Origin of the sequence: Natrinema sp. CBA1119 (assembly GCF_002572525.1) — an archaeon.
Lineage (GTDB): Archaea > Halobacteriota > Halobacteria > Halobacteriales > Natrialbaceae > Natrinema.
The window spans coordinates 855,628-880,056 of record NZ_PDBS01000001.1 but is presented as its reverse complement, the minus strand read 5'-3'; the positions used below and the strand labels follow the sequence as shown (position 1 = coordinate 880,056).

The window sequence follows — 24,429 nt, the reverse complement described above, 5'->3', positions numbered from 1 at the left end:
GTCAGTCGTTGTCGATGTCGCTCGCTCGGCCGTGGTCGTTCTTTCGGTCCGCGCTCGGGCCACTCCGTGCCTCGCGCTCCGCTCGCGTCACGTCGTCGACCGTCTCGCGGCGACGGGAGAGTCGAACGTGGCCGTCCTCGAGGACGATCGACGCGGGCCGGGGTCGGGTGTTGTACTGGTTCGCCATCTCGTAGCCGTAGGCCCCCGCATTGCCGATTGCGAGGATATCCCCACGTTTGCTTACCGGTAGTTCGCGCTCGGCACAGAAAACGTCGCCGCTCTCGCAGATCGGGCCGGCAACGGTCTGCGGGATCCGTTTGCGGTCGTCATCACCAGCTGCCGTCAGGTTCCGAATCGGATGGTACGCGTCGTACATCGCGGGCCGAATCAGGGTTGTCATCCCCGCGTCGACGCCGGCGACAGTCGTCTCGCGGGCGTCCTTGACGGTGTTCACTTCGGTGAGGAGCACGCCCGCATCCGCGACGAAGTAGCGACCGGGCTCGATCGCCAGCTCGGCGCCGATCTCGCCGATCGCGTCTCGAGTGGCGTCCGCGACAGACTCGAGGTCCAGCGGATCCTCGTCCTCGCGGTACGGAACCCCGAACCCGCCGCCGACGTCGACGAACTCGAGGTCACCGACTGTGTCGGCTCCCTCCCTCGAGAGGTCGCCCATCCGTGCCACGAACTCCCGGTGATCGTCGAGCTGGTCGCTCGAGACGCCGGAGCCGACGTGGGCGTGGATTCCGACGACGTCGAAGCCGCGCTCGGCGGCGTCCGCGAGCACGTCGACCGCACGCTCTGCGGGGACGCCGAACTTCGCCGCAGCACCTGTCCGCACCTTCTCGTGGTGGCCGGCACCGATACCGGGGTTGACCCGCAGACAGAGCCGGCCGTCGTAGCCGCGGTCGGCCAGCCGATCGATCGTGTCCTCGGAGCCCGCGGTGACGGTCAGTCCGGGGTGGTCCGCCCAGGCGTCGACGATCCAGTCGAGGTCGCCAGCGGGCGGGTTGACCGCCGTGTAGTGGACCGCCGAGCCCGATGCGCCGGCCTCGAGCGCCCGCTTCACTTCCCCGGCGGAGGCACACTCGAGGCCGGCTCCCTCCTCGCGAAGCGTCGAGAGGACGTCCCCCAGCGCGTTCGCCTTCACCGCGTAGAGGATCTCGGCGTCGGAAAAGGCAGCCTCGAGTCGGCGGTAGTTCTGGCGAACTCGCTCGAGGTCGAGGACGTACAGCGGCGAGCCGTACTCCGCCGTAAGGGCCCGTAGTTCGGCCGCGTCCCACTCGGAGAGGCGGCGGACGGAAAGCGAAGCCACAGCGTCAGTCATTGTCAGTTTCAGGTGACCGCGAGAATTCAAGCTTTGGGTTCCGTTCGGCTACTCGGCGTCGCGCGCTTCCCGTTTGATCTCGTCGATCGACTTGCCGTCGAACGCATCACCGACGGCGTCTCGAAGGCCCTCGATCGGCTCGTCTCTCAACGGAATCAGTTCGACCCGATCGTCGAGTTCGACGACGCGGTATCGATCGCCGTGTTTCTCACGGATGTCCCGCGGGATGACGATTCGACTTCGATCGTCGGCCTCAGCCCGGTTGCTCATTTCGGTCCGACTACGAGGAGAACGGACAAAAACCTCCCCACGCTTCGTCATTCTCCCCGCGGCGATCGAAACTCAGTTCACGCGAGGCCCGTCCGCCAGTGTCACGTCTATTCTCGCAACGCGTCTTCGCGTTCGGTCGCCTCGAGCGTCTCCGTCTCGATATCGGTCGCGACGACGGCGGGCTTGTACGCGCCGCCCTCGAAGAGGTCGTGGTCGCTGATCGAGGACTCGACGAAGCGGGTGAACGCGCGCCGGTCGGCGGGCAGTTCGCCGTAGAGGACCTCCTCCTCGACGAGGTCGTAGACCGGAATGCGCGGCGTCAGGAGCGTGTTCTCGCCGACGACGCTGTTCTCGCCGACGACGAAGCCGCTCGTGACGCGACAGCCCGCGCCGAGCGAGACGTTGTCCTCGACGATGACCGGTGCGCCCTCGACGGGCTCGAGGACGCCGCCGATGAGCGTGTTCGCGCCGAGCTTGACGTTGTCGCCGATCTGCGCACAGGAGCCCACCGTATCGCAGGAATCGACGAGCGTGCCGTCGCCGACGCGGGCACCGATGTTGACGAACGCGGGGCTCATCAGGATACAGTCCGAGCCGATGTTCGCGCCGCGGCGGACGACGGTGCCGTCCGGCGTGTTGCGGCTCCCGCGGTCGCCGTATTCGCTCGAGTCGGCGAGCGGCAGGACGTCGTTGTACGTGGTTCCGCCGTGGTCGTACTGACCGATCGAGCGGAGGCCGAAGTTGAGCAGAATGCCCTGCTTGACCCACTCGTTCGCCTCCCAGGAGTCCCCTTGCTTCTCGGCGGCGCGGATCTCGCCGGACTCGAGGGCGTCGAGGAAGGCCTCGAGGGTGGCGTACGCGTCTTCGCCGGCGGTCTCGGCGTCGATCTCGTCGTTCTGCTTTCGCTCCCACAGCTCGTCGATTTCGGTCTCGAGTGCGCTCATTCCGTAATCACGTCCGAAAAGTCGTACCAGCCCGCCTTTTGTCCAGCGATCCAGACCGCTGCGTCGACCGCGCCCGCGGCGAACACGCCGCGATCCTCGGCGCGGTGCGTGAGCCGAACTTCCTCGTGGTTGCCCGCAATGACGATTTCGTGCTCGCCCGTAATATCGCCGGCACGGAGCGCGTGGACCCCGATCTCGGCGTCTTCACGGGGTGCCTCGCCCTCGCGGCCGTGCGTGCGCTCGGTGAAGTCCCCGTTGGCCTCGATCTCCTCGAGCAGCCGATTCGCGGTGCCACTCGGCGCGTCGCGCTTGTCGTTGTGATGGGTCTCGACGAGTTCCACGTCGTAGCCGGGCAGGTTCCGGACCGCCTGACCGACGACGTTGACCAGTGCCTGCACGCCGCGGGCGAAATTTGGCGCGTGGAGGACGGCGATATCCTCGCTCGCCGCCTCGAGCGCTTCGTACTCCTCGTCGTCGAACCCGGTCGTGCCGGTGACGAACGCGACGCCCGCGTCGGCGCATGTCGTGGCGTAGCCAGCGGCCGACTCGGGGCCGGTGAAGTCGATCACGGCGGTCGGTTCGCGCTCGGCGACGAGCGAGTCGAACTCGGCCGCGGACTCGATGGTGATCCCCCCGACGGTCGCGTCGCCTCCGGGCTCCCGGTTGACGGCGAAGACGATCTCGCAGTCCGCTCGACCGGTCGCAGCGGCGATCACTTCCCGGCCCATGCGGCCCGTCGCGCCGGTGATGCCGAGCCTGACCGTCATCGATCACCCTCCGCCGCGTCCGCCACTTCGGTCGATTCCCGCTCGAGGTCGGCCAGCACGGTCTCGAGGTCCTCGCGGTACTCGTCGGCCAGCCGGGAGAGCGGCGAGCGCATGCGGGCCGGACCGTAGCCGCGGATCTGCATGGCCTCCTTGACCGGGATCGGATTGGTCTCGACGAAGAGCCCGCGGAACAGCGGCCCGAGTTCGTGGTGGAGGTCCCGTGCGCGGGCGTAGTCGCCGTCCAGCGCCGCGCCGACCATCGCGCAGGTCCGCTCGGGTTCGATGTTCGCGGCGACGCTGATCGTCCCGGTCCCGCCGACCGAGATGGTCGGCAGGGTGAGCGCGTCGTCGCCCGAGAGCACGGCGAACTCCTCGTCAGTCGTTCGTTCGGTGATCTCGCCGATCTGTCCGAGGTCGCCGCTTGCGGCCTTGTAGCCCGCGATGTTCTCGTGGCTCGCGAGTTCGACGGCCGTGTCGGGTTCGATGTTTCGCCCCGTCCGCGAGGGGACGTTGTAGACGATCTGGGGCAGGTCGACGGCGTCCGCGATCGTCCGGAAGTGCTCGACCAGCCCGCGCTGTTCGGGCTTGTTGTAGTACGGCGAGATGAGCAACAGGCCGTCCGCGCCCGCGTCGGCGGCGCGTTCGGAGAGCTCGAGGGCCTCGCGCGTGTTGTTCGAGCCGGTGCCCGCGATGACCGGCACGTCGTCGACGGCCTCGATGACCGCCTCGACGACGCGGACGTGCTCGTCGTGGGTCAGGGTCGCCGACTCTCCCGTGGAGCCGACGGGGACGAGCCCGTCGACGCCCGCGGCCTCGAGGCGCTGGGCGTCGGCCTGCAGTGTTTCGAAGTCAATTCGCCGGTCTTCGTCGAAGGGCGTGCACATCGCCGGAAAGACGCCCGAAAGGTCGATAGCTGAACTCATGTGTTGACTGTGGTGTCGGTGGATCGTGTGTCGGCCCCCGATCGGTAGGGTGTGTCGGTTCCGATCGGTGGCCATCTGTGGTCGGTTGCGTGCGGTCGGCCGTGCGGTCGAATCGTACCCGGGACGGGATGCCACGCCCGCCGCGAGCACACTCACGCACGTTTACGTTTGAGAAAACGAAGGGGGACGCCGCTCACGACGGAACCGACGGTCGGATGAGCGACACGGCGCATATCCGATTCGTGGATCTGAACCAACTTATCCGTTGTGTCTTTGACCGACCATCGTGCTATTCAATACCTGACATGCAATTTCGCGTAATTTATCCCTGAGCGTTACTTACCATCCCCCATGACAGATTTCGGACTGAAAGTGCGAATGGCGATCGTCGGCTCGATCCTGTTCGCGTTCTACATGCTCGTCGGCGGCTTCGGGCTGCTCTGGCTCGGCACCGGCGCGTGGCCGTTAGTCCTTGTCGGACTGCTCGTGCTACCGGTTATTCAGTACAAGATCGGGACGTGGTCGGCGACCAGAAAGGCCGAACCGATGCCCGAAGACGGCCAGTATCAGGAGATCCATCAGATGACCGACTCCCTCTGCCGAGATATGGGCATCAAAAAACCCAAACTGATGGTCATGGACATGGGCGTCCCCAACGCCTTCGCGACCGGTCGGAAGGGCAAGGGCGTCGTCGTCGTTTCGACGGAACTCATCCGGCTCCTCCAGCGCGACGAACTCGAGGGCGTGATCGCCCACGAACTCGCTCACATCAAGAACCGCGACGTCCTCGCGATGGTGGTGGGGAGTTCCATCGCGATGATGGTCGGCTGGGTCGCCTATATGGTCTACATCATGAGTAGCGAGCGTGGCATCGGCGGGATCATCGTCGGCATGGTCATCTCGAACATCGCACAGATGCTCGTCATGGTCTTCGTCCTCGCCATCTCGCGCTACCGCGAGTTCGTCGCCGACGAGGACGCCCGTCAGTATATCGGCAGCGGCGACCCGCTCGCCCGCGCCCTCGAGAAGATATCGAGCGGTGCACAGGGCCGCGAGTCTCAGATCGACGATAGCATGAGCGCGTTGTGTATCTTCAACTCGGAGAAAGGCCTCCTGCAGTCGCTGTTCGCGACCCACCCGCCTACGGAAAAGCGCATTCAGAAGCTCCGAAGCTGAGACCACCGACGGTCACAACGCGATCAGAGCGAACGCTGCGATTTTTTATGGTCGCGCGCGACATGCTAGAATATGACGGAAATTCATCCGGGGCAGCGCGTCGCCGTTCTCGTCGACGCCCAGAACCTCTACCATACTGCACAGAGTCTCCACAGCCGGAATATCGACTACTCCGCGCTGCTCGAGAAGGCCGTTCAGGACCGCCAGCTCACGCGTGCCATCTCCTACGTCATCCGCGCGGACTCGCCCGAAGAGGAGAGTTTCTTCGACGCGCTGGTCGATATCGGCTTCGAGCCGAAGATCAAGGACATCAAGACGTTCTCCGACGGGACGAAAAAAGCGGACTGGGACGTCGGGATGAGCCTCGACGCGGTGACGCTCGCCAACCACGTCGACACCATCGTCCTCTGTACGGGTGACGGCGACTTCTCGCGGCTCTGTTCGCACCTGCGACACGAGGGCGTCCGCGTCGAGGTGATGGCCTTTGAATCCTCGACGGCCGAGGAACTCATGGCCGCGGCCGATTCGTTCCTTGACCTCGGCGACCGCCACGAGACGTTTCTCCTCTGAGGCGTCGACGAACCGAACGAAGGTCGGCTCGAACTCCCCGAAGCGGGAGACCGGTCTCACCGTCTCTCAGTGACTGCTGCCCGGAACCGGTGGACGGCTCTCGGTTCCTGACGGCCCTTCGGATGGAAGCGACCCTAGTTCGGCTGCCGGCTCTGCCAGAGTCCGATCAACAGCGCGTACCCCGTGACGAGCAGCGTCGCACCGGTAACGAGGTACGTAAGCGGCCCGGAAACGAGTGTGGCCGGTCCGATCAGTGTCAGGGCCCCGATGACGAGCAGCGTCACCCCGAGACCGATTTGCGTGACGTCCATGCGATACCGATAGTAATAAATCGATCATTATAACATTCCCCATCTCGTTCCAGTTCGTTTTCTAACCAAATGGGACATTCGCCGCGAGCAGCTGTCGGCTCACCCGGCGGACGCGGTGTCGGATTCTGCCTCGAGTGCCATCGCAACGCCGGCAGGTCGAAGGGCTTTCGACGCACCGGGTCGAACGCCGGTCAATGAGCGAGCCAGCAGACGGGCGCGCGGGTCTCCCGGAACTCCGGACCGTCGGCGACTACCAGTTCGGCCGGGGCGCAGGTGCAGCCCTGTTCCCATCCGAGGAATCGCTGACGATCAAACGCACCACCTCGGGGCGGCCACAGCAGGTCCACGCCGAGGCGGGCCGGATCGTCTCCTTCGGCACCGATGGTCGATTCACCCTCGGACTCGAGGGCGGTCGCCGACTCGACGCTGCGCTTGCACACCCCGCGTATCGCGTCGTCATCGACGACGAGAGCGAACCGTTCGTCCGCGACGAGAAGAACGTCTTCACGAAGTTCGTGCTCGAGGTCGGCGACGAGATCCGCCCGGGCGACGAGGTGCTGATCGTCCACGAGCGCGGCGAGTTGATCGCCGTGGGGACGGCGCGTCTCGACGCCGCGGCGATTCGGGACTTCGAGACGGGGATGGCGGTGAACGTGCGTGAAGGTGCGCCAGCGGAGACGTGACGGAGGGTCGTTCGAGGACCCGGAGGACCGTTCGAAGACCTCACCAGGCCGTCGAACTCCTCGGACGCGATGTCCGGTCGTGCGTCGGCGCGGATCGAAAACCTCGATCGGCGGTCCGTGAGTTTGAATGGACTATTATGATGTGGGTGTGAGCAATGCACACGAATGCGACAGCAACCAGATCTGAGCGGCCAGGCTGCGTTTATCACGGGAACGACGCGAGGCATCGGGAAACAACTCGCACTCGAGCTCGCCGAACGGGGCTGTGACATCGTCTCGACGGGAAAGACCGTTGACGATTCGGACTCCGACCTCGAGGGGACGATTCACAGGACGGCCGAGGAGTGCGCCGAAAAGGGCGTCGACACGCACGCGATTCAGTTAAACGTCCGCGACGAGGACGCGGTCGAGGCGGCCATCGCGGAAGCGATCGACGAGATGGGCGAGATCAACATCGTCATCAACAACGCCTCGGCGATCCAGATAGGCTCAGTCGAGGATCTGCCGGCGAGCCGGTACGACCTCCTGAACGAGGTCAACGTGCGCGGGACCTATCTCGTCTCGCGGGGATTCATCGATCACCTCAGAGGCGTCGAGGACGACGCCTGGATCCTGACGAACGCGCCGCCGGTCGAGATCGATCGCGCGCCGGGAGCGGCGGCTTACTCCTGGTCGAAGATGGGGATGTCCTTCGTCACGCTGTCGCTGGCGCAGGAACTGGCGGACGACGACGTCGGCTGTAACACCTTCTGGCCGGTAACTGCGATCGATACGCGCGCGACCCGCTACTTCGAGATGGGGACCGAGGAGGACTGGCGCACCCCCGATATCGTCTCGGACACAGTCCTGGAGATTCTCAAGCGCGATCCGGGCGAGTTCACCGGCAATCACGTCTACGACGAGGAGTTCCTCCGCGAGGCCGGCGTCGATGACTTCTCCGAGTACAATCTCACCGAGGGAGATCCCGAACCGACCTCGGCACAGCTCTTCGATCCGAGCTACTCGCGCTCGAGTGAGACGTAAGGATTCCTCATCACTCCGTCCTCGCCATCTGGCGCTCGACCGAACGACAAAGTAAAAGGGAACCCGCGGCGACGTGTCGAATATGTTTGGAGGAGGCGGCGGCGGACTCAATCCGCGCAAGATGGAACAGATGATGGAGCAGATGGGGATCGACGTCGAGGACATCGACGCCGAAGAGGTCATCATCCGCACCGACGAGTACGACCTCGTCTTCGACGACGCCGAAGTCACGAAGATGGACGCTCGCGGCCAGGAGACCTATCAGGTCATCGGCTCGCCCGAGGAGGTCGAGGCTGGGTCCGCCGGCGGAAGCACCGGGAGCACCGATTCCGGAAGCGACGCCGAACCGTCGATTCCGGACGACGACGTCGAACTCGTCGCCACGCAAGCCGGCGTCGGCGAGGACGAGGCTCGCGAGGCCCTCGAGGACAACGACGGTGACCTCGCCGCAGCGGTCGCCTCCCTCGAGTGACTCGAGTGAGCGGCGACGAGAACGCGGACGACGGGACCGATACCGAGACGGAAACCGACGCGGGGGCCGAGGGCGGCGACGACCGCGTCCCGGTGTTGCTCGTCCGTGACGACCGCGAATACCTCGTGAAACCCGGCGGAGAACAGGGGACTGACCTCGGCGTGCTCGAGGTCCCCGAGGACGTGCAGTCGGGCGACACCATCGAGACGCATCTGGGCGACGAGTTTCACGTCCGCCGACTGCGGGGCCCGGATCTCTTTCACCAGTTCGAGCGGACGGGCGCGCCGATGGTGCCCCGCGATATCGGCCTCGTGATGGGCGAGACGGGGATCGCCCGCGGTGATCGGGTCCTCGACGCCGGGACCGGTACCGGCGTGCTCGCGGCCATGATGGCCCGCGCCGGCGCGTCGGTCGTGACCTACGAACGCGACGCCGAGTTCGCCGATGTCGCCCGCGAGAACATGGCGCTGGGCGGCGTCGAGGACGCGGTCGACGTCCGAACCGGCGACGTGCTCGAGCACCTCGACGACCTCGAGTCGTCGTCGTTCGACGTGTGCACGCTCGATACGGGCGACGCGCCCGCGATGGTCGAGCACGCGCCGGACCTGCTCGTCGACGGCGGGTTCCTCGCGGTCTACAGCCCGTTTATCGAGTCGACGCGAGCGGTTTCGGAGACGGCTCGAGAGGTCGGCCTCTCCGATGTCACTACTCGAGAAACAATTCAGCGCGAGATGCAGTTCGACGAGCGGGGTTCGCGGCCGTCGACCGCCCCCGTGGGCCACACGGGGTATCTGACGATCGCGCGCAACGAATAGCGCGGTTTCTCTTTCCTCGAGTTGCAGTGGATTCAGGAATCGATTCAGTATGACCTCGAGTGAGCGGTGGCCGGGAACGGACTCCGAGCACCGCGAGGAGTCCGTGACTCGGGGAAGGGCAGGCGGTTACCCGATTACGACCGCGAGCGACCCCGAAGGGTGAGCGAGCGGGCCGACGACCGACCCAACGGGGAGGGAGGAGTGCTTTTCATCGAAGTTTTGCCGAGGGCGCGGCGAAGCCGCGCCCGCAGCGCAAAAGTTCGGTTCTAGTTATCATCCTCGCGCCACTTGTGCTCACATTCAGTACAGATAAAGAAGCGCGTCTCGGACTCGTCGGCCGCGCGGATCTGTTGCATGTACCAGAGGGCGCGGTCGTTGTTACACTCCGGACAGATAGCGTTCGTCTCGGGCAGGGAGGTCTCACCGGAGGACTCGATGACCTCGCTCGCTTCCTGATCGTCGGTGACGGTGTACTGGGAGGCGTCGCCTTTCGGCTTCGTAAAGCCACAGCTGTCGCACGCCCAGAGCCCGTCGTCGGCTTTCATCATCGAACCGCAGTCGTCGCAAAATTCCATCGTTGTCCGGGCTACGGAGGTGGAGCGACTTAAGGGGCCTGTTTCAGCCCGTTGACCGGTTTCGGCTCCGATCCCGGCGCGAGGCGCTTATCCCTCGCCCTCCGACTGATACGGCTCGCCGACGGCTTCCCGCGGGAGGACGTTGTTGAGCTCCGACTCGAGGTCGTCCATCGATTCGAAGCGATCACTACCGCTGCGTTCGATGAGCGTCCCCAGATTTCGCTCGCCGTCCGCGAGGAGGAGGGTGACATCCTCGAGTTCGGCGGCGGCTCGATCGTTGGTAATGGGGTACTCGAGGTCCTCGAGGACGGATTCGATGCGGCTGAGTTTGACGTCGGCCATGGCTGGACGGACGCGGGCCGGCGGCTTGTAGTTCTGCCGTACTCGCACGTACTGTCGCGGATACTAACATTTCGATTCGAAACTATAATCGGGCCCGATCACGCAGATACGGTCGATGCGGAGAGTCGTCGAGCGGGTTATCGCACCGTTTGCCGTGGACCGACGGGTGCTCGCGTTGGCGGGTGCCCGCATGGCGGACGGGATCGGCAACTCGTTTCTGATCATCGTCATTCCGCTGTACGTGACCAGCGGTATCGTGAGCGGGACGGCGTTCGGCCTCGGTGAGTCGATGATTACCGGGGTCATCCTCTCGATTTTCGGCTTTCTCAACAGCAGCTTTCAGCCGTTTACCGGCCGGTTGTCGGACCGCCTCGGGCGGCGCAAGCCGTTCATTCTGGTCGGCCTCGCCGGGCTGGCGGTCACGAACATCACCTACGTCGTCGCGGAGACGTACGTCTCGTTGCTGGTCATCCGCGGGCTACAGGGCGTCAGCGTCGCCTTCATTATCCCGTCGTCGGTCGCGCTTGTGAACGAACTCGCGACGACTGGCGATCGCGGGGGGAACATGGGCGTCTACAACACCTTTCGACTGGTCGGCTTCGGTGCCGGGCCGGCGGTGGCCGGTGCGGTCGTCAGTCAGGGCCCGTACGCGCTCCCCGGCGGGGTGACGGTCGACGGGTTCGCCGCCGCCTTCTACATCGCCACGATCACGGCCGCGGTCAGTTACGTGCTAGTGACGGTGCTCGTCTCCGATCCGGAGTCGACGGTCGCGAACGCCGGTGCGGATCTCTCGATTCCCGTCTTCGATCGGTCGGGACCCAACCTGCTCGATCCGATCTTCACGCTCGGCGTCGCGTCGCTGTTTATGGCGACCGCGATCGCGCTGTTCGCGACCATTCAGCCCCAGGTCAACGCCCGCCTCGAGCAGGGGTCGACCTGGTTCGGCCTCCAGTTCGCGGCGTTCATCATCGCCCAGGTCGCGCTGCAGACGCCGATTGGACGGGCCTGCGACCGGTACGGCCGTCGCCCGTTCATCGTCGTCGGAATGGTCCTGTTGATCCCGACGACGCTCGTCCAGGGGTTCATTCTGTCTTCGGCCCTCATGTTCGTCGCCCGGTTGTTCCAGGGGATCGCGGCCGCGATGGTCTTCGCCCCGTCGCTGGCGCTGGCGGGTGATCTCGCCGGCGAGGGCGAGTCCGGATCGAAGCTGTCGGTGCTCACGATGGCCTTCGGCTACGGAATCGCCATCGGGCCGCTGTCCTCGGGTGCACTGGTGGGCTTCGGCTTCAGAGTCCCCTTCGTCTTCGGAACGGTCCTCGCCGTCTTCGGGGCGATTCTGGTCTATACGCAGGTTGAGGAGACGCTCGAGTCGACGGCCTCGGTGCCGGTCGTCGGGAGCGATTGATTAACAGCAAACGAACGGAGTGGCGCTACGAGAGCAGTTCTACCGCTCGGTCCGTGAGCCGATATCGATATGCTTGGTGAACGAAGACGATTCGACCATACTCTTCGGATTGTGTAACCTCTCGAGAGGATTCAATCGCATCGATCGCGGCGTTCAATCGGTCGATCGGACTTTCGGAACGGAGGTATTCGGGTACGGCTTCGGGAGCCACGTCGAATTCCGTCGCGAGGATACTTCGAACCGTTCGGCCTGCACCGTCGGCCAGCGCGATGGAGGGTTCGGCTGCCATTGCCCGCGAACCGTCTAGCTCTGCCGCTTCGTCGTCCAACTCGACAGACTGTAACTCGTCGTCGATGTGTGCGATGAGCGCGTCGATATTCGTCTCAGCTTCTTCCGTGACCTGACCGTTCACGATCTCATCGAGACGTTCGCTAATCGCGAAAATATCTGGTCCTGACGGCGTCACTCTCTCGACAAGATCGACATCAATGAGTTGGTCCAGAGCAGTTTCCGGACGACATTCGAGGGATCCAGCGACCGTATCCGACAGATCCGACCGTTTGATTCCATCATGATCCGGTCCGATATCGTTCTTGTAGAGTGCGGTTACGATTTCGACCTGATTCGCTACAGTCCGTGAGGACGACTTCTCCTGACGAAGATATCGTTCGATTCGATCGACGTTTGGAGTGTCCGCCGCTTCCTCGATAGCGAGTGCTTGATCGACAGATGTGGGGAGATCCGGACGTGGTGCATCGCGATGCCGCTGCGCTTTCTCCGACAGCCGCGTATTGTCGTACACCGCACGCGCGACTGGCAACCCGCGAAGATAGTTATATTCGTCGAGTACGGAAACACCGTGTTCGCTCAGCCCGTAAAACTGGGATGGCAAGTCCCGAGAATCCTCGTTTGGTGGATGGTCGTATCGATCGAAGATATTTGCCTCGTCAAGTACCTGTAACTGGTCGCGAATCGCCGCTTTGTTTTTTGGTATCAGGTACGCTAGCTCGTCAAGCGAAGGAAGATGCGTTGGATGGGCGAGGGTGTATTGCAGAATCAAATGACGCGTCTCCTGTGACAGTAGCTTGTAAATCTGCCGCTGCTCTTCGAATGGGCCAGTATCTTTCGCGGCAGGGGCGTCGCTCATAGATCTCTTGTACGGAGATTACATCCCGATACGAATAATAGTTCGGATGAACTGGTATGGTTCATTCCCGATATAGCTAAACCGATTACGAACGTATTTACTGCGGGGTCCTCAACCCGAAAGAAATGACCGATCTCGAGCCACCCGAAAACGCTGCAGAAATTATGGACCAAGTTGACGAGACACTGCAGGGACTCGAACTTGAGCCACACGAATCATCGGAAATTCTCGGGTTTGCTAACCGCGAAATACCACACCTTCAAACCCCGGAAACGTCGTATTTCGTTCTCGGAAGTTACCGAGATCCGTTCATCCGTCGGCTCCGTATCGTCCAAAACGAGTTGGACAAACGACTCGGGACGTATCCGTTTCTTATGGGCGATCTCCGAGAGATCGGTATCGACCGCCTTCCTACCTTTCGAATCAGGTTCCATCTCCTCGCAGCCTATATGGACCATATCGTTGCCATATACGAGCAAGATGCAGGCGGGGAGGTGACCGAACTCGGGAAGATCAGTTCGACGCCGTATTTCGAAAAGTCAACTGTATTGCCGAGGGACTATGCGTGGATGACCGCTCGAAAACTCGAGTCGCATGCTGACGTGGTCTCAGCCGCCGTAAACATCTATTTCAACGGAGACCTCGATCCGGAAGCCATCGAGACCGAACTCGATGCACTCGTAGACCGAGCTCGCCGAAACGGAGTCGATATTTCGGTTGACGAACTCATGGAGCAGCTAGATACTCGGGAGAATGCGGACCGGGACGCCGTTTCGTATAGTTGGGTCCACCTCAACGAGTTTCGTCTTTTCGAACTACATGATCGGTGTTTTCCGTGGTCGATCCCCGAAGAGCTACGAGACGTGACTGACGAATTGCCGAAATAACGGACCGGGACGCAACGCAAAAGTACCGGTTACCCATACGGTTCGACGATGACGCTCTCGGAGGAGGCCAAGGACCGGTTGGCGGACGTGGTGGAGCTACAGCCGACGAAGAATTCCGAACTGCAGGAGCGATGGGAGATGGACAGCGGCAGTGAGGTCCACCAGTTTCTCGAGAACGAACTCGGCGACTACTACTTTCGGGACGACAACAGCCTGATCCGGGCGACCGCGGAGGCGGCCGACCTGGTCGATGTCGAGCCGGGGATCGAGAGCGATCCCGACGACGGAGCTCCGTCCAAGATCCGCGTTCCCGAACTGCAAGCGCGGATCGTCGCCGTCCTCGCCGGGCCCGAGGAGGAGTCAGAGAGCGTCGTCTCGGTGCTGCACAAGCTCCGAGACGAGTACGACGTCGATGCTGAGGCCGAGGACGTCCGTTCGGGCCTCCAGAGCCTGCGTCGGAAGGGCGTCGTCGAGGTCGAGTACCGGACCGTCCCCACGTTCCGACTGGCGGTCGAGCGCGACGACCTCGAGGTCGCCGTTTCCGACTGACGTCTCGCCTTCGAGCCGCCGACCGGTGCGACGAGGTTACAGTCCCGGCCGTCGTCGCCGGCGCCGCTCCTCGAGGAGCTGCTGCGATCGTTTTCCGGGGCCGCCCTCGATCGGCCAGCCGCGGGTGCGCCAGACGGGCGGCTCGGGTTCGAAGTCGTGACAGGAGCCGGCGCACTCGGCTGCCGTCTGGCACCGGCCCTTGGCGGCGCAGTACGGCAGCGCCTGGTGAGCGTCTCGAGCGCGTAGCTGAAAGTGTCGGCAGTCGGGACGCATCGTGTCGACGAACGAGCGCCAGCCGCGTTCGTAGGCGCGTTCGGCGATCGCGAGCCGTTTGTCGCCCTTCCAGTCGGGATCGACGGACTCGAACCGAGCGGCGGAGCCGTCTCGCTTTCCGCCGTCGGGTCGCTCGAGGATCCGTGTTCCCGGCTCGTCGACCGCGAGCGAGCGGGGATGCCACGCGACCTCGGCAGTGAGGTCGTCGGGTGCGAGCGCGAGGATACCCGCCTCGATCGGCAGATCCTCGAAGAGAACCGGTTCGACGCGCTCGCCGGTTTCTCGGGTTGCGACCCAGACCTCGTCGGCTACCCCCATCGAGACGTCGTACTCGAGTTGTGCGCCGAGCGCGCGGGCGGCGCTGGCGTCGAGATCCGGCTTGTTCTCGATCGCGACGATTCGCTCGAGCCAGTCCGGATAGGCCCACTTGCGCCGGATCTCGATACGATTGCCGTTCTTTCTGGTTGCGAGGATGCCCCGATCGTCGGCGCGGTGGATCGCCTCGCGGACGTAGCGCCACGGATAGCCGGGATGGGGGAGCGCGTCGCGGTAGTAGGTCCACTCGGCGGGGGCATTGCGGACGAGATGGAGGAGGTCGCTATCGAGCCGGTCGGGACCGAAGTTCGCGCGGCGGCGGAGGGCATCCGGGTCGCACTCGAGGACGATGGTGTCCCAGCGCCGGCGCTTGGTCCCGAGCTGGCGGGCGACGACGAACGCGCGGTCGTCGCTGGCGGGCTCGTCCGGGGGCCACTCGCGTTCGGCCCACCGGCAAGTTCGCAGTTCGAACCCGAACTCGGCGGTGTGTGGGTCCACGCAGGCCCTTGGGAACGCGGGTGCAAAAACGCTGCTCGATCTGTCGGCGGTCGGTCAGTCGGCCAGCGACGGCAGCGGCGCTATCAGCCGAGTCTCCGACTGGGACGCGATAGCGCGCCGTCGAACTGTCACCTGCCGGTGGCGAGGTGATGTTCGACTGAATTCGACCCGACGATCGGCAGCTGTCGACTACTCTTCGTTCTCGTCCTCCTCCTCGCGTTCGTCGAGGAACTCGTGGGCGTCCTCGAGGATCTCTCGGGGCCCGTCCTGCGTGACGGTGTTGATCGCCTGGTCGTAATCGCGCCACTGGAGGTCGCGATGCTCGTTCGATAGTTCCGCGCTGGCCTCGAACGACTTCGCGATGAAGAGGTGAACGGTCTTGTGGATCGTCTTGCCGTTCGCCTCGAAGACGTAGTCGTAGTCCTTGCGGAAGCCGTCGAGTAGTCTGAACTGTTCGATACCTGCCTCTTCCGTTACTTCGCGGATCGCCGTCTGCTGAAGTTCTTCATCTCCTTCGACACCGCCCTTGGGAAACTCCCAATCGCCTGGGCGGCTCTTGAGTAGAAGATACTCGCGCCGGCCCCGCGTATCGCGGAAGAGGATCGCGCCTGCGCTCGTAGCTTCGACTGCCATTAACTGGGATAATAGGTGAGACGTTAAGAGAATATCGGACTGTTCGTCCAGCGTACACTGATTCCGGACTCGATTTTCACGACGTCGTCGGACGACTACTCGCAGTCGGTCACCGCCGGTGGGGCGACCGGTGCGTCTCAGCAAGTTTTTACGCGCCGACCGTCGATGTATTCGACACCCCTAGCCATGACTTTCGTCACCCGTCTCACCCTCCAGAGCGGCGATCGAGCCGCGCTCGATAGTATCGTCGACGACATCAAAACCAACGCGGAGCGAAAGGGAGCGGCGCTGAAAGGTCCCCACTCTCACCCCCCCGAGACGTTCTCGGTCCCACAGCGGTGTCGGCTCCACGCAGACGACGACCGGGAGTTCTCCTCGTGGAAGTACACCGTCTTCACGCGCGAACTCGAGATCCACGGCCACGACAGCCTCGCACGCAACATCGCCTCGCAGAGCTTCCCCGACTCGGTCCACATTGAGGCCGAGGTCGAGCAGATCCACGGTGCGGGCCGCGGCAACTGAACGCACCCGGTCTCGCTGTCGTTTCGAATCGCTTCTCTCGAGATGCCACCGTCGACAGGGCTTTTTATCGTTCCCGACGAGTGCTGTATATGACCGCAGACAACCTAGTTTCGCTTCGCCGAGACCTCCACCGAAAGCCCGAGCCCGCCTGGTGTGAATTCTATACGACCGCACGGATCGTCGCGGAACTCGAGTCCCGGCTGGGCGACGACCTCGCCGAACTCCACGTCGGCCCCGAGGCCATCGCGGGCGAGCATCGGATGGCTGTCCCGGACGACGCCGAGCTCACTCACTGGTACGAGCGGGCGCGGGAGGCGGGCGTCGACGAGACCGTCCTCGAGCGACTCGAGGGCGGCTATACGGGCGCGGTCGCCGTGCTCGAGCGCGGCGAGGGGCCGACCGTCGCCCTCCGCGTCGACATCGACGGATTGCCGCGGGCGGAGTCCGATGACCCCGACCACGCTCCCGTCGCCGAGGGGTTTCGCTCGGAACACGAGGGCGCGATGCACGCCTGCGGTCACGACGCCCACGCGACGATCGGAATCGGCGTGCTCGAGCGGATCGCTCGGAGCGACTTCCGGGGCACACTAAAGGTCTTCTTCCAGCCCGCAGAGGAGGTCGTCGGCGGCGGGAAGTCGATGGCCGAGAGCGAGCACATCGAAGACATCGACGCCCTGCTCGCGATGCACATCGGACTCGACCACCCGACCGGCGAGATCGTCGCCGGCATCGACGGCTTTCTGGCGGTGTCGCACCTCGAGGCCGAGTTCACGGGCGAATCGGCACACGCGGGCGGCCATCCCGAGCAGGGACGCAACGCCGTGCAGGCGATGGCGACGGCCGTCCAGAACCTCTACGGCATTCCCCGGCACAACGACGGCAAGACGCGCGTCAACGCGGGTGTCGTCGAAGGTGGCAGCGCCGCGAACGTCATCCCCGACGAGGCGCGGATCGTCGCCGAAGTTCGAGGCGAGACGACCGAGCTGATGGAGTACATGAAGCGCCGAACTCGACGGGTGCTCCGGAGCGCCGCCCAGATGCACGATTGTACGGTCTCAGTCGATCACACCGAGAGACTCACGATCTCCTCCAGTAGGCGCTGAATCTACGTCCGTGATGTCTGGATAGCCTTCGGAACGATGGTGGTGGCGGGATCTGACATCAGTCAGTCGCTGTCGGCGGCGGATCGCCGCCGACGCGACAGTGTAGCCACTCACGAGCGCTGTCCCAATTCAGAGACAGCTACCGGAAGAACCGGTCGTCGGGTGGTTGATTCGCTGGGACAGCTCTGCGCACACCGAGAGCTGTCCAGGCAGCACGAACCACCATCTCACAGAACTCCGTGAACGACCACTCCCAGAGGCGGCGCCCCCCACGGCGGGGCGCCGCCACGTACATCCAGTGAAGGTATCGCCAGACGTTCTGCAGCAACAGACTCACGACAAACAGCAATAACCGAAGCCCAGCGTCTCGAGAACTGGTGAGAGCAAGGCTCTGCTTGGCTAATCGATAGCTTGACTCGATGCCGAAGCGCTTGCGATAGTGTTCTCGTGCATCCTGTGGTGTGTCGATGAACGGCGCGTCAGCGGCGTAGCCGTGACGCGCCACCCCGTGCTCGTCGTATCGTCCTCGCTGGTAGACACAGTCGATGAACACAGGGAATGTGACCCTTCCAGCGAGTTCGTGTTCGATCACGCGACTCCAGCCTCTGCTAAGTTCGTCTTGAATCGTTTCGCCCCACTTGACGATTGGCATGATGTAGGCGTAGTTGTGCGCGTACAGCAGTTTGAGACAGGTGCTGTTGTAGAATCCGCGGTCAAGGTAGACGGCCTTGACGCGCAGGTCAAGGCCGGCGAGGAGTTCGAGGAACTCATCAAGAGCATCGCTGGTGGCTTCGCCAGCGACCAGCTGGCGAACCGCCAGTGTATATCGCTTGTTACGCACCCGTGCGTAGAGCGTGACGTAGGCGTGAAAGGCGGTGGTTCCTCGTTTCGCCTGTGAGAAGTACAGTGACTCCGTTTCGTCCTCGTCACCGTAGTAGGGATCGAGGTGGAGGTCGGCGACGACCTCCACCGGTCGATCTGGAAGCGTCTCAAGGACATCTCGTTGAAGGAGCGTGTTCCCAACCGCTTCAACGGTATCAAGATCGAACTGATCGGTAAGATATCCACGGACGGTATTGGCGTGGGGCGAGTCGTTCGTTTTCTCGCAGACGTGATTGATCGAGGTCCCGCCGGCGCTGGCGCCGGCGAGGACCTCGTACAACTCCTCCGTCGTGACCGCTACACTCTCTCCGAGCTCCAGCGACAGTTCCTCATCGAGACTGTTGACGACAAAATTAAGCAGGTGCTCTTCTTTTAGCTCGTTGTCTGCTTGGGTTGATTGCACACCTTCGCCAAGCAGACACTCATCCTAATCCAATGTGATCGACTGGGTCTCGATCGAGACCGGTGCGGAAGCTCCCAGCGCGACGAGCGATGGGGCGCTCGTTTCGGTCGTCGCCGACGTGGCGAGCGACACGGCGGGCGTCAAGCGCGTTCTCGAGCGCGACGAACTCGGCGGCAGCGAGGACGCGACCTTCCTCATGCGGAAGGTTCAGGAAAACGGCGGCACCGCCTGCTACGTCGGCGTCGGCACCGACCACCCCGGCGGCCACCACACTGCGACGTTCGACGTCGACGAGGAGAGTATCGGCCACGGGATCGACGTGCTGACGGGGGCGATCGAGCGGATCGGTCGCGAGCGCCCCTGATCGGGACGGTCGACCGGTTATCGGCCGCTCAGTGATCCACCACGACCTCGAGGTCAAAGGGTGCGTCGGCGGGAGCCGACTCGGGCTCGAGGTAGCCCACGGCGAATGCGGTGTAGACGTTCCCGGCCTCGGGTGCCACGTCGAAGGTCGCGACCACGTCCCCGTCGTTGTTCTCGGTCGCCGGCCGGACCTCGAGCGCGTACTCGCCGCCCGGCACCTCGGTCGTCGCCGCGTCGCCGAATTCCGCGCCCTCGAACAGCACCGTCTCGCCGTCGCCGACCGTCACGTCGACCGCAGGGGCGTCCGGCGAGGCGTGGACGAGGCGAACCCGTGCACTGTCGCCGGGGTCGCTGACATCGTCCTCGAGGACCGCCGGTGCGAAGGGCTGGTTCTCCTCGCTCAGTTCGCCCAGCGCCGCGACGGTGAATGCTCCTTCTGCGATCTCGAGTTCCTCGTCGAACACGACGGTGTCGGCGTCGCCCGCGGCGGTGATCATCACCTCGTAGCTCGCCGGCTCGAGTTCGAGGTAGTCGCTCACCGCGCGGTAGGGAACGTCCTCGAGAACGGTGTCGCCGTCCACGTAGACGTCCACGTTCGGCGCGTCGGGCGAGAGGTGTGCGACGCGGACGTTCGCGCCCGCGTCCCCCGTCTCGTCGTCGGTCTCGGAGTCGTCGTTCATCCCGTCATCACTCGTTCCGTCGTCCGACCCGTCGTCGCTCATCTCGGTGCCGTCGTCACCATCACCGCCCATGCAGCCGGCAAGCGCGATTCCGCCTGCGGTTCCGATCAGTGTCAGTGCGCGTCGGCGTGTGTGGTTCTGTACCATCACGACTGGTTACTTGAGGGATAGGAAAGTCGAAATCTCCTAACAGAGTAGGGATATAATCTCAAAATCTGATATTCGAAGCCATGGTAGAGTTACAAAACTGCTGTCCCTGTGGGCCGAACCGGCTCACTCGAGCGGCAGTGGCCGGGAGCGGGCTCCGAGCAACGCGAGGAGCCTGCGACCCGGGGGAGGGCAGGCGGTTCACCGATACCGACCGCGAGCGACCGCAGGGAGCGAGCGGGCCGACGACTGACTCGGAGTGAACAGCGTGAACGGAGAGGAAGGAGGAGTGCTTTTGATCGACCTTTTACCGAGGGACATCGCGCTGTGCGACAGCTACGCTGCCGTCAGCGCGACAGACCGCAGAGTAAAAGGTCGGTGCTAGTACTTCGGTTCCGCCCCGGTCGTCTCGTAAACCTTCTCCATGAGTTCGTCGCGTCGGTCCTGCCAGCCTGCGAGCCCTGCGGGGCTGGTCGGATAGTTCTCGTAGTGGGCGAGCAGTTCGTCGGCGCGGCGCTTGGTCTGGTAGAGGTTCCAGATGGTGCCCCAGTGACCGCGACTCTTGACCAGGGCCTCGAGTTTGAGTTTGAGCCCGATATCCGTACTGCCGGAGTACAGCGCCTCGGCGAGCTTGTCGCCGGGCATCGCGGCGAGTAACCCCATCAGGTCGTCGACGTCGACGGCCGTCGAGAGGATGTTGTAGACGTCCAGTGCGGCGTAGCGCGCGCCGAAGTGGTCCATCACCTTCTCGTTGTACGCCCAGAAGGTGTCCTCGCTGTAGTCGCCGGTCTCGAGGGCCTCGATGGCCTGCTCGGCGGCGTACTTGCCGCCGTAGGCGGCACCGGCGATACCGCCGCCCGTGGTCGGGTTGACGTGACCGGCGGCGTCGCCGATGGCCATGTAGCCCGGATGGACGGCGGAGTCGTAGGGTCGTCGAGTGGGCAGCGCCGCGCCGAGTTTGTCCTCGACTTCGGCACCCTCGAACTCGGGACGGTTCTCGAGGTCGCGTTTGAGGTCGTCGACCAGTTGCATGGGCTCCTCGGTCATCTGGAAGCCCAGGCCGGCGTTGATCTCGGTGTCGGTCCGCGGGAAGTACCAGAGGTAGCCCGCCGCGCGCTCGGTGGGCTTGAAGACGAGCGCGTCGTCCCACTCGACGGGTTCCTCGACGTGAACGATCTCGCGGTAGGCCGAACAGAAGTGGCTGTAGTCGACGTTCGTGTCGAACGTGGAGTCCGAAAAGTCGACGTTGTCCTGCAGCACCGACAGCGAGCCCGCGGCGTCGATGACGATATCGGATTCGTACTCGAGGGGCTCCCCTTTGCGGATCGTCTCGACGCCCGTGACGCGGCCGTCGTCATCCTGGACGACGTTTTTGACGACGGTATCGTAGTGGAAGTCGACGCCGGTGTCTTCGGCGCCGTCGATGATCCGCCGGCCGTACTCCCAGCGGTCGATGACGGCGAGCTCGCCGGGCACCGGAATCTCGAGGACGGTGTCCTCCTGGGGGATCTCGAAGCGACCGTGGTCGACGCCGGTGTTGGTGAAGGCCGGCTCGAGTTTCGATTTCGGAATCGCCTCGGGGAAGGCGTCGGCACCCTTCAGCGCGTCCCCGCAGGCGATGTGGCCGGCTTCGGTCTCGGACTTTCGCTCGAGGATGACGACGTCGTACCCCTCCCGTGCGATGGTCGCTGCGGCGTAGCACCCTGCAGTACCGGCTCCGACGACGACGGCGTCCGGCGACTGCGTTCCCGTCGTCGCGGTCGCGGCCGACTGTTCCTGCGTACTCATACCAACACTGTGAACACCGCGGTAAGAAAACGTTTTATGTGTGAATTGTCGGATCAGCGGGGTCGAAACCGGGCGACGACGGATCGGTTTCAGTCCGGCCGTTTGCGTCGAGTTCATCCGGGCGAGCGAGTGTCGGAGATCGATTCCCGCCGTCCCCATCACGACAGCGGGGAGTAAAGAGTTTTAGTGCGGTCTTTCGTAGCGGCCTGTATGACAGCGTACACGATCGAGTTCGTCGGGACGGGCGAGACGATCACCTGTACCGACAAGGAGACGATCCTGAGTCGGTGTCTCGAGGAGGGCATCGCCCAGGAGTACTCCTGCCGAGTCGGGATGTGTCTGGCCTGTTCGGCCGAAATTCTCGAGGGGGAGGTCACCCAGCCCGCCGCCCGCGGACTGACCGAGGAGGAGGCGGAGAACTACGCGCTGACCTGCATGGCGCGTCCGCAATCGGATCTGAAACTCGATCGCGGCAAGTACCCGCCGAGCATCGAGGGTGACCTCACGGGCGGTGCGAACGACGGCGCGGTCGCCGACGACTGAACGCGCCGCCGTCCGTCTCGCCGCTCGTTTCTTCGGCTCGTCGCATCGTTTCTGCCGCAGTCGCCGTCAACCGGCGACCGCGCAGTTGTTCGGCCCGAGCTCGAGTTCGGACGCCGTCTCCCCGTCGACGTCCTCGAGGCCGAGATTCACCGCCACGATCCGCTCGTGATTCGATGGTCGCGGCGGGAGATCGTTCGTCGCGTGGGCGACGAACTCGGCTTCGTCCATCGAGAGCGCCGCGAGGCGGTCTGATAGGGTCTCGAGTCGCGCGGTATACGTCCCGTCAGCCCGCGGCTCGGCGGCGTCGCTGTAGTGGCCCGGTGCGATGATCGCGTCGTCGGGTACCTCGAGGAGGCGATCCTGCACGGTCTCGTGCAGCCGTCGTGCCGCGTCGGCCGCGCCGTCGTCCCCGCGCTCGAGGTCCGGCCGGCCGACCCCCTCGAGAAAGAGCGTGTCGCCGGTGAACAGGAGGTCGTCCAGCCGGTACGAGAGCGATTCGGTCGTGTGACCGGGCGTCGCGACCGCGGTCAGCGTCGCGTCGCCGACCCGCAACTCGTCGCCGTCCTGCCGAGCGTGCGAGGCAGGGCTCGCGGAACTGTGTTCCGCGGCGTCGCCGATCGTCGTCGCGTCGAACGCCAGCCCGCGGTCGGTCGCGCCCTCGGGGACGACCGCTTCGGCGTCCGTCCGTTCCGCGAGGGCTCGAACGCCGCTGACGTGATCGGCATGGACGTGCGTGTCGATCGCGTACTCGATCGTCGCGTTCCGATCGTCTGCGGCGTCGACGTACCTGTCAGCGAACGCTCGAAGCGGATCGATCACCGCCGCCTCGCCGTCGCTGTAGATCGCGTAGGCGAGACAGCCGCTCGAGGGCCGATCGTACTGCACGACCGTCGCGGGCGCGTCGGTCTCGAGTTCGCGAGCGACGGACAGATCCGCCCAGGCGTCCATCCCGCCGGCGAGGTTGGCCGCGTCGATGCCCGCCTCCCGGAGGAGGGAGACGGCGTGCGCGCTCGCCTCGCCGCGCCCGCAGACGGCGAGGATCGGTTCCTCGAGGTCGGCCACGAGATCATCCGCGCCGCCAGTGGCTTCCGCCTGAATGAACTTCATGTGGGGAATGTGGACGGCCGTGACGCCCTCACCCTCGAGGTGCCAGCGCTCGAACTCGTCGCGGTCGCGGACGTCGAGGACGGTCAGTTCGTCGCCGGATCGCAGCCGATCGGCCAGCGCGTCGGGGGTGATCGACGGCGTCTCGTCGGCCTCGTCGGCCGATGGATCGGCGTCGTCGTACCGGTCGTTCCGGTCGCTCATGGGAGGCGATACGCGCTCGAGGCGGGTAAAGCCGCACCACGTTGTACCGACGCTGATCGCTCGCGTCGCCACCAACGTTCAACACGCTCGACGGCGTCGTTTCGGTATGGACGCCGACGAATTCCGGCGAACGATCGAGGAATCGATGTCGGTCGAACTCGAGCGCCTCGGTTCGTCGAAGCTACTGGTGGCTCAGACCAACGCGAATCTGACGGCGGAGGCGGTTCTCGGGGCGGTCGCGGACAGCGAACGCAACGCCGCGGATACCTTCGAAGCGTGGGTCGACGACGAGGACCACGACGACGCGCGGGCCGCGTTTGCCGAGTATCGAGAGCAGGAACGCGACCACTACGACCGGGTCGTGGCCCTCCTCGACGGCGAACACGAACCCGACGATGCGGACGCCGACCCGATGCACGACCGCCTTGGGACGCTCGAGACGACGGCGGGCCGCCTCGGTGGCGTCGTCGGGCGATCCCTGGTCGCCGACCGGGCCCACCTACAAGTGGTGAGCTTCTTCGTCAACGAAGGCGACGAACGGCGCGCCGACACCGTTCGAGCGCTGCGATCCGAGACGGCGGCGCAGGGCGACCGGGGGCTCGAGGTGCTGGCGGACGTCTGTGAGGGACGCGACGACTGGGACCGCGCGCGGACGGTCGCCGAGGACGTGATCGACATCGCGTACGAGGCGTACGCGGACTCGCTGGACGACCTCGGTCTCGATCCGAAGCCGATCTGTTGAGCCGGTCCCGCGCGTCGGTCGACCGCTCGCCGTCCGAGAGTTCGAC

At 64.4% G+C, this 24,429-nt stretch carries 28 protein-coding genes and 2 pseudogenes; 15 read left to right on the top strand and 15 right to left on the bottom strand.

What is annotated here, in order from left to right; genetic code table 11:
* Window position 1: 1 nt before the first annotated feature.
* From lysA to dapA, 5 genes are all read right to left on the bottom strand, one after another.
* Complete coding sequence (gene lysA / locus CP556_RS04275) at window positions 2-1,324, bottom strand: diaminopimelate decarboxylase (protein ID WP_098724498.1); 1,323 nt, start codon at window positions 1,322-1,324, stop codon at window positions 2-4.
* Between the two features lie 48 nt (window positions 1,325-1,372).
* Window positions 1,373-1,594 (bottom strand): AbrB/MazE/SpoVT family DNA-binding domain-containing protein, encoded by a 222-nt coding sequence (locus tag CP556_RS04270; protein ID WP_098724497.1) that lies wholly within the window; start codon window positions 1,592-1,594, stop codon window positions 1,373-1,375.
* 107 nt (window positions 1,595-1,701) lie between these two features.
* Window positions 1,702-2,538, bottom strand: a complete 837-nt coding sequence (locus CP556_RS04265) for a 2,3,4,5-tetrahydropyridine-2,6-dicarboxylate N-succinyltransferase (protein ID WP_098724496.1) — start codon at window positions 2,536-2,538, stop codon at window positions 1,702-1,704.
* Window positions 2,535-3,305 (bottom strand): 4-hydroxy-tetrahydrodipicolinate reductase, encoded by a 771-nt coding sequence (dapB, locus tag CP556_RS04260; protein ID WP_098724495.1) that lies wholly within the window; start codon window positions 3,303-3,305, stop codon window positions 2,535-2,537. The genes CP556_RS04265 and dapB overlap by 4 nt, the downstream gene beginning before the upstream one ends.
* Window positions 3,302-4,228, bottom strand: coding sequence for a 4-hydroxy-tetrahydrodipicolinate synthase (gene dapA, locus CP556_RS04255; protein ID WP_098727278.1), 927 nt, complete (start codon window positions 4,226-4,228; stop codon window positions 3,302-3,304). Before dapA ends, dapB begins: the two co-directional genes overlap by 4 nt.
* Before the next feature lie 351 nt (window positions 4,229-4,579).
* Between dapA and CP556_RS04250 the strand changes: the two genes are divergently transcribed.
* Together CP556_RS04250 and CP556_RS04245 are read left to right on the top strand one after the other, a co-directional pair.
* A complete protein-coding gene (locus CP556_RS04250) occupies window positions 4,580-5,404 on the top strand; it encodes a M48 family metallopeptidase (protein WP_098724494.1) in 825 nt (274 codons plus the stop codon).
* A 72-nt stretch (window positions 5,405-5,476) separates the two neighbouring features.
* Window positions 5,477-5,974, top strand: coding sequence for a LabA-like NYN domain-containing protein (locus CP556_RS04245; RefSeq protein WP_098724493.1), 498 nt, complete (start codon window positions 5,477-5,479; stop codon window positions 5,972-5,974).
* Between the two features lie 134 nt (window positions 5,975-6,108).
* Here the strand turns inward: CP556_RS04245 and CP556_RS25795 are convergent, their stop codons facing one another.
* Window positions 6,109-6,285, bottom strand: a complete 177-nt coding sequence (locus CP556_RS25795) for a hypothetical protein (protein WP_176548118.1) — start codon at window positions 6,283-6,285, stop codon at window positions 6,109-6,111.
* A gap of 194 nt (window positions 6,286-6,479) precedes the next feature.
* Between CP556_RS25795 and CP556_RS04240 the strand changes: the two genes are divergently transcribed.
* From CP556_RS04240 to CP556_RS04225, 4 genes are all read left to right on the top strand, one after another.
* Window positions 6,480-6,968, top strand: a complete 489-nt coding sequence (locus CP556_RS04240) for a PUA domain-containing protein (RefSeq protein WP_098724492.1) — start codon at window positions 6,480-6,482, stop codon at window positions 6,966-6,968.
* Between the two features lie 165 nt (window positions 6,969-7,133).
* A complete protein-coding gene (locus tag CP556_RS04235; protein ID WP_098724491.1) occupies window positions 7,134-7,991 on the top strand; it encodes an SDR family oxidoreductase in 858 nt (285 codons plus the stop codon).
* 82 nt (window positions 7,992-8,073) lie between these two features.
* Window positions 8,074-8,463: a nascent polypeptide-associated complex protein gene (locus CP556_RS04230; RefSeq protein ID WP_098724490.1), complete on the top strand. Its 390-nt coding sequence runs from the start codon at window positions 8,074-8,076 to the stop codon at window positions 8,461-8,463.
* A gap of 5 nt (window positions 8,464-8,468) precedes the next feature.
* The gene (locus CP556_RS04225) at window positions 8,469-9,278 is read left to right on the top strand and encodes a methyltransferase domain-containing protein (RefSeq protein ID WP_255291401.1); all 810 of its coding nucleotides are present in this window, start codon (window positions 8,469-8,471) and stop codon (window positions 9,276-9,278) included.
* A gap of 266 nt (window positions 9,279-9,544) precedes the next feature.
* On the opposite strand, the gene CP556_RS04220 is transcribed toward CP556_RS04225, so the two are convergent.
* Both CP556_RS04220 and CP556_RS04215 read right to left on the bottom strand, forming a co-directional pair.
* Window positions 9,545-9,853, bottom strand: coding sequence for a transcription factor S (locus CP556_RS04220; RefSeq protein WP_098724488.1), 309 nt, complete (start codon window positions 9,851-9,853; stop codon window positions 9,545-9,547).
* Window positions 9,854-9,940: 87 nt separating this feature from the next.
* Window positions 9,941-10,195, bottom strand: coding sequence for a DUF5789 family protein (locus CP556_RS04215; RefSeq protein ID WP_098724487.1), 255 nt, complete (start codon window positions 10,193-10,195; stop codon window positions 9,941-9,943).
* Window positions 10,196-10,310: 115 nt separating this feature from the next.
* On the opposite strand from CP556_RS04215, the gene CP556_RS04210 reads away from it, so the two are divergent.
* The gene (locus CP556_RS04210; RefSeq protein WP_098724486.1) at window positions 10,311-11,600 is read left to right on the top strand and encodes an MFS transporter; all 1,290 of its coding nucleotides are present in this window, start codon (window positions 10,311-10,313) and stop codon (window positions 11,598-11,600) included.
* A gap of 25 nt (window positions 11,601-11,625) precedes the next feature.
* Here the strand turns inward: CP556_RS04210 and CP556_RS04205 are convergent, their stop codons facing one another.
* Window positions 11,626-12,747 (bottom strand): hypothetical protein, encoded by a 1,122-nt coding sequence (locus CP556_RS04205; protein ID WP_098724485.1) that lies wholly within the window; start codon window positions 12,745-12,747, stop codon window positions 11,626-11,628.
* Window positions 12,748-12,872: 125 nt separating this feature from the next.
* On the opposite strand from CP556_RS04205, the gene CP556_RS27525 reads away from it, so the two are divergent.
* On the top strand, window positions 12,873-13,634 hold the full coding sequence (locus CP556_RS27525) for a DUF8170 family protein (RefSeq protein WP_486187769.1): 762 nt from the start codon (window positions 12,873-12,875) through the stop codon (window positions 13,632-13,634).
* 48 nt (window positions 13,635-13,682) lie between these two features.
* Window positions 13,683-14,183 carry a DUF5797 family protein gene (locus CP556_RS04195; RefSeq protein WP_098724484.1) on the top strand — a complete coding sequence of 167 codons (501 nt, stop codon included), beginning with the start codon at window positions 13,683-13,685 and terminating at the stop codon, window positions 14,181-14,183.
* A 36-nt stretch (window positions 14,184-14,219) separates the two neighbouring features.
* Here CP556_RS04195 and CP556_RS04190 read toward each other — a convergent pair whose 3' ends face one another.
* Together CP556_RS04190 and CP556_RS04185 are read right to left on the bottom strand one after the other, a co-directional pair.
* Complete coding sequence (locus CP556_RS04190; RefSeq protein WP_098724483.1) at window positions 14,220-15,269, bottom strand: DUF5787 family protein; 1,050 nt, start codon at window positions 15,267-15,269, stop codon at window positions 14,220-14,222.
* Window positions 15,270-15,458: 189 nt separating this feature from the next.
* On the bottom strand, window positions 15,459-15,902 hold the full coding sequence (locus tag CP556_RS04185) for a bis(5'-nucleosyl)-tetraphosphatase (protein WP_098724482.1): 444 nt from the start codon (window positions 15,900-15,902) through the stop codon (window positions 15,459-15,461).
* Window positions 15,903-16,088: 186 nt separating this feature from the next.
* Here CP556_RS04185 and CP556_RS04180 point away from each other — a divergent pair, with 186 nt between their 5' ends.
* Together CP556_RS04180 and CP556_RS04175 are read left to right on the top strand one after the other, a co-directional pair.
* Window positions 16,089-16,424 (top strand): uS10/mL48 family ribosomal protein, encoded by a 336-nt coding sequence (locus CP556_RS04180; RefSeq protein ID WP_098724481.1) that lies wholly within the window; start codon window positions 16,089-16,091, stop codon window positions 16,422-16,424.
* A gap of 89 nt (window positions 16,425-16,513) precedes the next feature.
* A pseudogene (locus tag CP556_RS04175) lies at window positions 16,514-17,488 on the top strand (amidohydrolase); the annotation flags it as partial.
* Window positions 17,489-17,666: 178 nt separating this feature from the next.
* Here the strand turns inward: CP556_RS04175 and CP556_RS04170 are convergent.
* Window positions 17,667-18,812, bottom strand: a complete 1,146-nt coding sequence (locus tag CP556_RS04170; protein WP_098724480.1) for an ISH3 family transposase — start codon at window positions 18,810-18,812, stop codon at window positions 17,667-17,669.
* Window positions 18,813-18,858: 46 nt separating this feature from the next.
* Here CP556_RS04170 and CP556_RS04165 point away from each other — a divergent pair.
* Window positions 18,859-19,176, top strand: a pseudogene (locus CP556_RS04165) (M20/M25/M40 family metallo-hydrolase); the annotation flags it as partial.
* A gap of 28 nt (window positions 19,177-19,204) precedes the next feature.
* Here the strand turns inward: CP556_RS04165 and CP556_RS04160 are convergent.
* A complete protein-coding gene (locus CP556_RS04160) occupies window positions 19,205-20,002 on the bottom strand; it encodes a DUF4397 domain-containing protein (RefSeq protein ID WP_098724479.1) in 798 nt (265 codons plus the stop codon).
* 83 nt (window positions 20,003-20,085) lie between these two features.
* Here CP556_RS04160 and CP556_RS25185 point away from each other — a divergent pair, with 83 nt between their 5' ends.
* The gene (locus CP556_RS25185; RefSeq protein ID WP_141551628.1) at window positions 20,086-20,265 is read left to right on the top strand and encodes a hypothetical protein; all 180 of its coding nucleotides are present in this window, start codon (window positions 20,086-20,088) and stop codon (window positions 20,263-20,265) included.
* A gap of 118 nt (window positions 20,266-20,383) precedes the next feature.
* Here CP556_RS25185 and CP556_RS04155 read toward each other — a convergent pair whose 3' ends face one another.
* On the bottom strand, window positions 20,384-21,790 hold the full coding sequence (locus CP556_RS04155) for a geranylgeranyl reductase family protein (RefSeq protein WP_098724478.1): 1,407 nt from the start codon (window positions 21,788-21,790) through the stop codon (window positions 20,384-20,386).
* A gap of 210 nt (window positions 21,791-22,000) precedes the next feature.
* Between CP556_RS04155 and CP556_RS04150 the strand changes: the two genes are divergently transcribed.
* Window positions 22,001-22,333: a 2Fe-2S iron-sulfur cluster-binding protein gene (locus CP556_RS04150; RefSeq protein WP_098724477.1), complete on the top strand. Its 333-nt coding sequence runs from the start codon at window positions 22,001-22,003 to the stop codon at window positions 22,331-22,333.
* A 66-nt stretch (window positions 22,334-22,399) separates the two neighbouring features.
* Here CP556_RS04150 and CP556_RS04145 read toward each other — a convergent pair whose 3' ends face one another.
* A complete protein-coding gene (locus CP556_RS04145; protein WP_098724476.1) occupies window positions 22,400-23,641 on the bottom strand; it encodes an MBL fold metallo-hydrolase in 1,242 nt (413 codons plus the stop codon).
* 106 nt (window positions 23,642-23,747) lie between these two features.
* On the opposite strand from CP556_RS04145, the gene CP556_RS04140 reads away from it, so the two are divergent.
* A complete protein-coding gene (locus CP556_RS04140) occupies window positions 23,748-24,383 on the top strand; it encodes a rubrerythrin family protein (RefSeq protein WP_098724475.1) in 636 nt (211 codons plus the stop codon).
* Window positions 24,384-24,429: the final 46 nt, after the last annotated feature.

Excerpts from the sequence above, each read along its gene's own strand:
- dapB (WP_098724495.1), bottom strand. The coding sequence starts at position 3,305 with ATGACGGTCAGGCTCGGCATCACCGGCGCGACGGGCCGCATGGGCCGG.
- CP556_RS04220 (WP_098724488.1), bottom strand. The coding sequence starts at position 9,853 with ATGGAATTTTGCGACGACTGCGGTTCGATGATGAAAGCCGACGACGGG.
- CP556_RS04185 (WP_098724482.1), bottom strand. The coding sequence starts at position 15,902 with ATGGCAGTCGAAGCTACGAGCGCAGGCGCGATCCTCTTCCGCGATACG.
- CP556_RS04250 (WP_098724494.1), top strand. The coding sequence starts at position 4,580 with ATGACAGATTTCGGACTGAAAGTGCGAATGGCGATCGTCGGCTCGATC.
- CP556_RS04160 (WP_098724479.1), bottom strand. The coding sequence starts at position 20,002 with ATGGTACAGAACCACACACGCCGACGCGCACTGACACTGATCGGAACC.
- CP556_RS04150 (WP_098724477.1), top strand. The coding sequence starts at position 22,001 with ATGACAGCGTACACGATCGAGTTCGTCGGGACGGGCGAGACGATCACC.
- CP556_RS25795 (WP_176548118.1), bottom strand. The coding sequence starts at position 6,285 with ATGGACGTCACGCAAATCGGTCTCGGGGTGACGCTGCTCGTCATCGGG.
- CP556_RS04210 (WP_098724486.1), top strand. The coding sequence starts at position 10,311 with ATGCGGAGAGTCGTCGAGCGGGTTATCGCACCGTTTGCCGTGGACCGA.
- CP556_RS04240 (WP_098724492.1), top strand. The coding sequence starts at position 6,480 with ATGAGCGAGCCAGCAGACGGGCGCGCGGGTCTCCCGGAACTCCGGACC.
- CP556_RS25185 (WP_141551628.1), top strand. The coding sequence starts at position 20,086 with ATGGTAGAGTTACAAAACTGCTGTCCCTGTGGGCCGAACCGGCTCACT.
- CP556_RS27525 (WP_486187769.1), top strand. The coding sequence starts at position 12,873 with ATGACCGATCTCGAGCCACCCGAAAACGCTGCAGAAATTATGGACCAA.
- CP556_RS04265 (WP_098724496.1), bottom strand. The coding sequence starts at position 2,538 with ATGAGCGCACTCGAGACCGAAATCGACGAGCTGTGGGAGCGAAAGCAG.
- CP556_RS04205 (WP_098724485.1), bottom strand. The coding sequence starts at position 12,747 with ATGAGCGACGCCCCTGCCGCGAAAGATACTGGCCCATTCGAAGAGCAG.
- lysA (WP_098724498.1), bottom strand. The coding sequence starts at position 1,324 with ATGACTGACGCTGTGGCTTCGCTTTCCGTCCGCCGCCTCTCCGAGTGG.
- CP556_RS04140 (WP_098724475.1), top strand. The coding sequence starts at position 23,748 with ATGGACGCCGACGAATTCCGGCGAACGATCGAGGAATCGATGTCGGTC.
- CP556_RS04230 (WP_098724490.1), top strand. The coding sequence starts at position 8,074 with ATGTTTGGAGGAGGCGGCGGCGGACTCAATCCGCGCAAGATGGAACAG.
- CP556_RS04270 (WP_098724497.1), bottom strand. The coding sequence starts at position 1,594 with ATGAGCAACCGGGCTGAGGCCGACGATCGAAGTCGAATCGTCATCCCG.
- CP556_RS04215 (WP_098724487.1), bottom strand. The coding sequence starts at position 10,195 with ATGGCCGACGTCAAACTCAGCCGCATCGAATCCGTCCTCGAGGACCTC.
- CP556_RS04245 (WP_098724493.1), top strand. The coding sequence starts at position 5,477 with ATGACGGAAATTCATCCGGGGCAGCGCGTCGCCGTTCTCGTCGACGCC.
- CP556_RS04195 (WP_098724484.1), top strand. The coding sequence starts at position 13,683 with ATGACGCTCTCGGAGGAGGCCAAGGACCGGTTGGCGGACGTGGTGGAG.
- CP556_RS04145 (WP_098724476.1), bottom strand. The coding sequence starts at position 23,641 with ATGAGCGACCGGAACGACCGGTACGACGACGCCGATCCATCGGCCGAC.
- CP556_RS04180 (WP_098724481.1), top strand. The coding sequence starts at position 16,089 with ATGACTTTCGTCACCCGTCTCACCCTCCAGAGCGGCGATCGAGCCGCG.
- CP556_RS04235 (WP_098724491.1), top strand. The coding sequence starts at position 7,134 with ATGCGACAGCAACCAGATCTGAGCGGCCAGGCTGCGTTTATCACGGGA.
- CP556_RS04155 (WP_098724478.1), bottom strand. The coding sequence starts at position 21,790 with ATGAGTACGCAGGAACAGTCGGCCGCGACCGCGACGACGGGAACGCAG.
- dapA (WP_098727278.1), bottom strand. The coding sequence starts at position 4,228 with ATGAGTTCAGCTATCGACCTTTCGGGCGTCTTTCCGGCGATGTGCACG.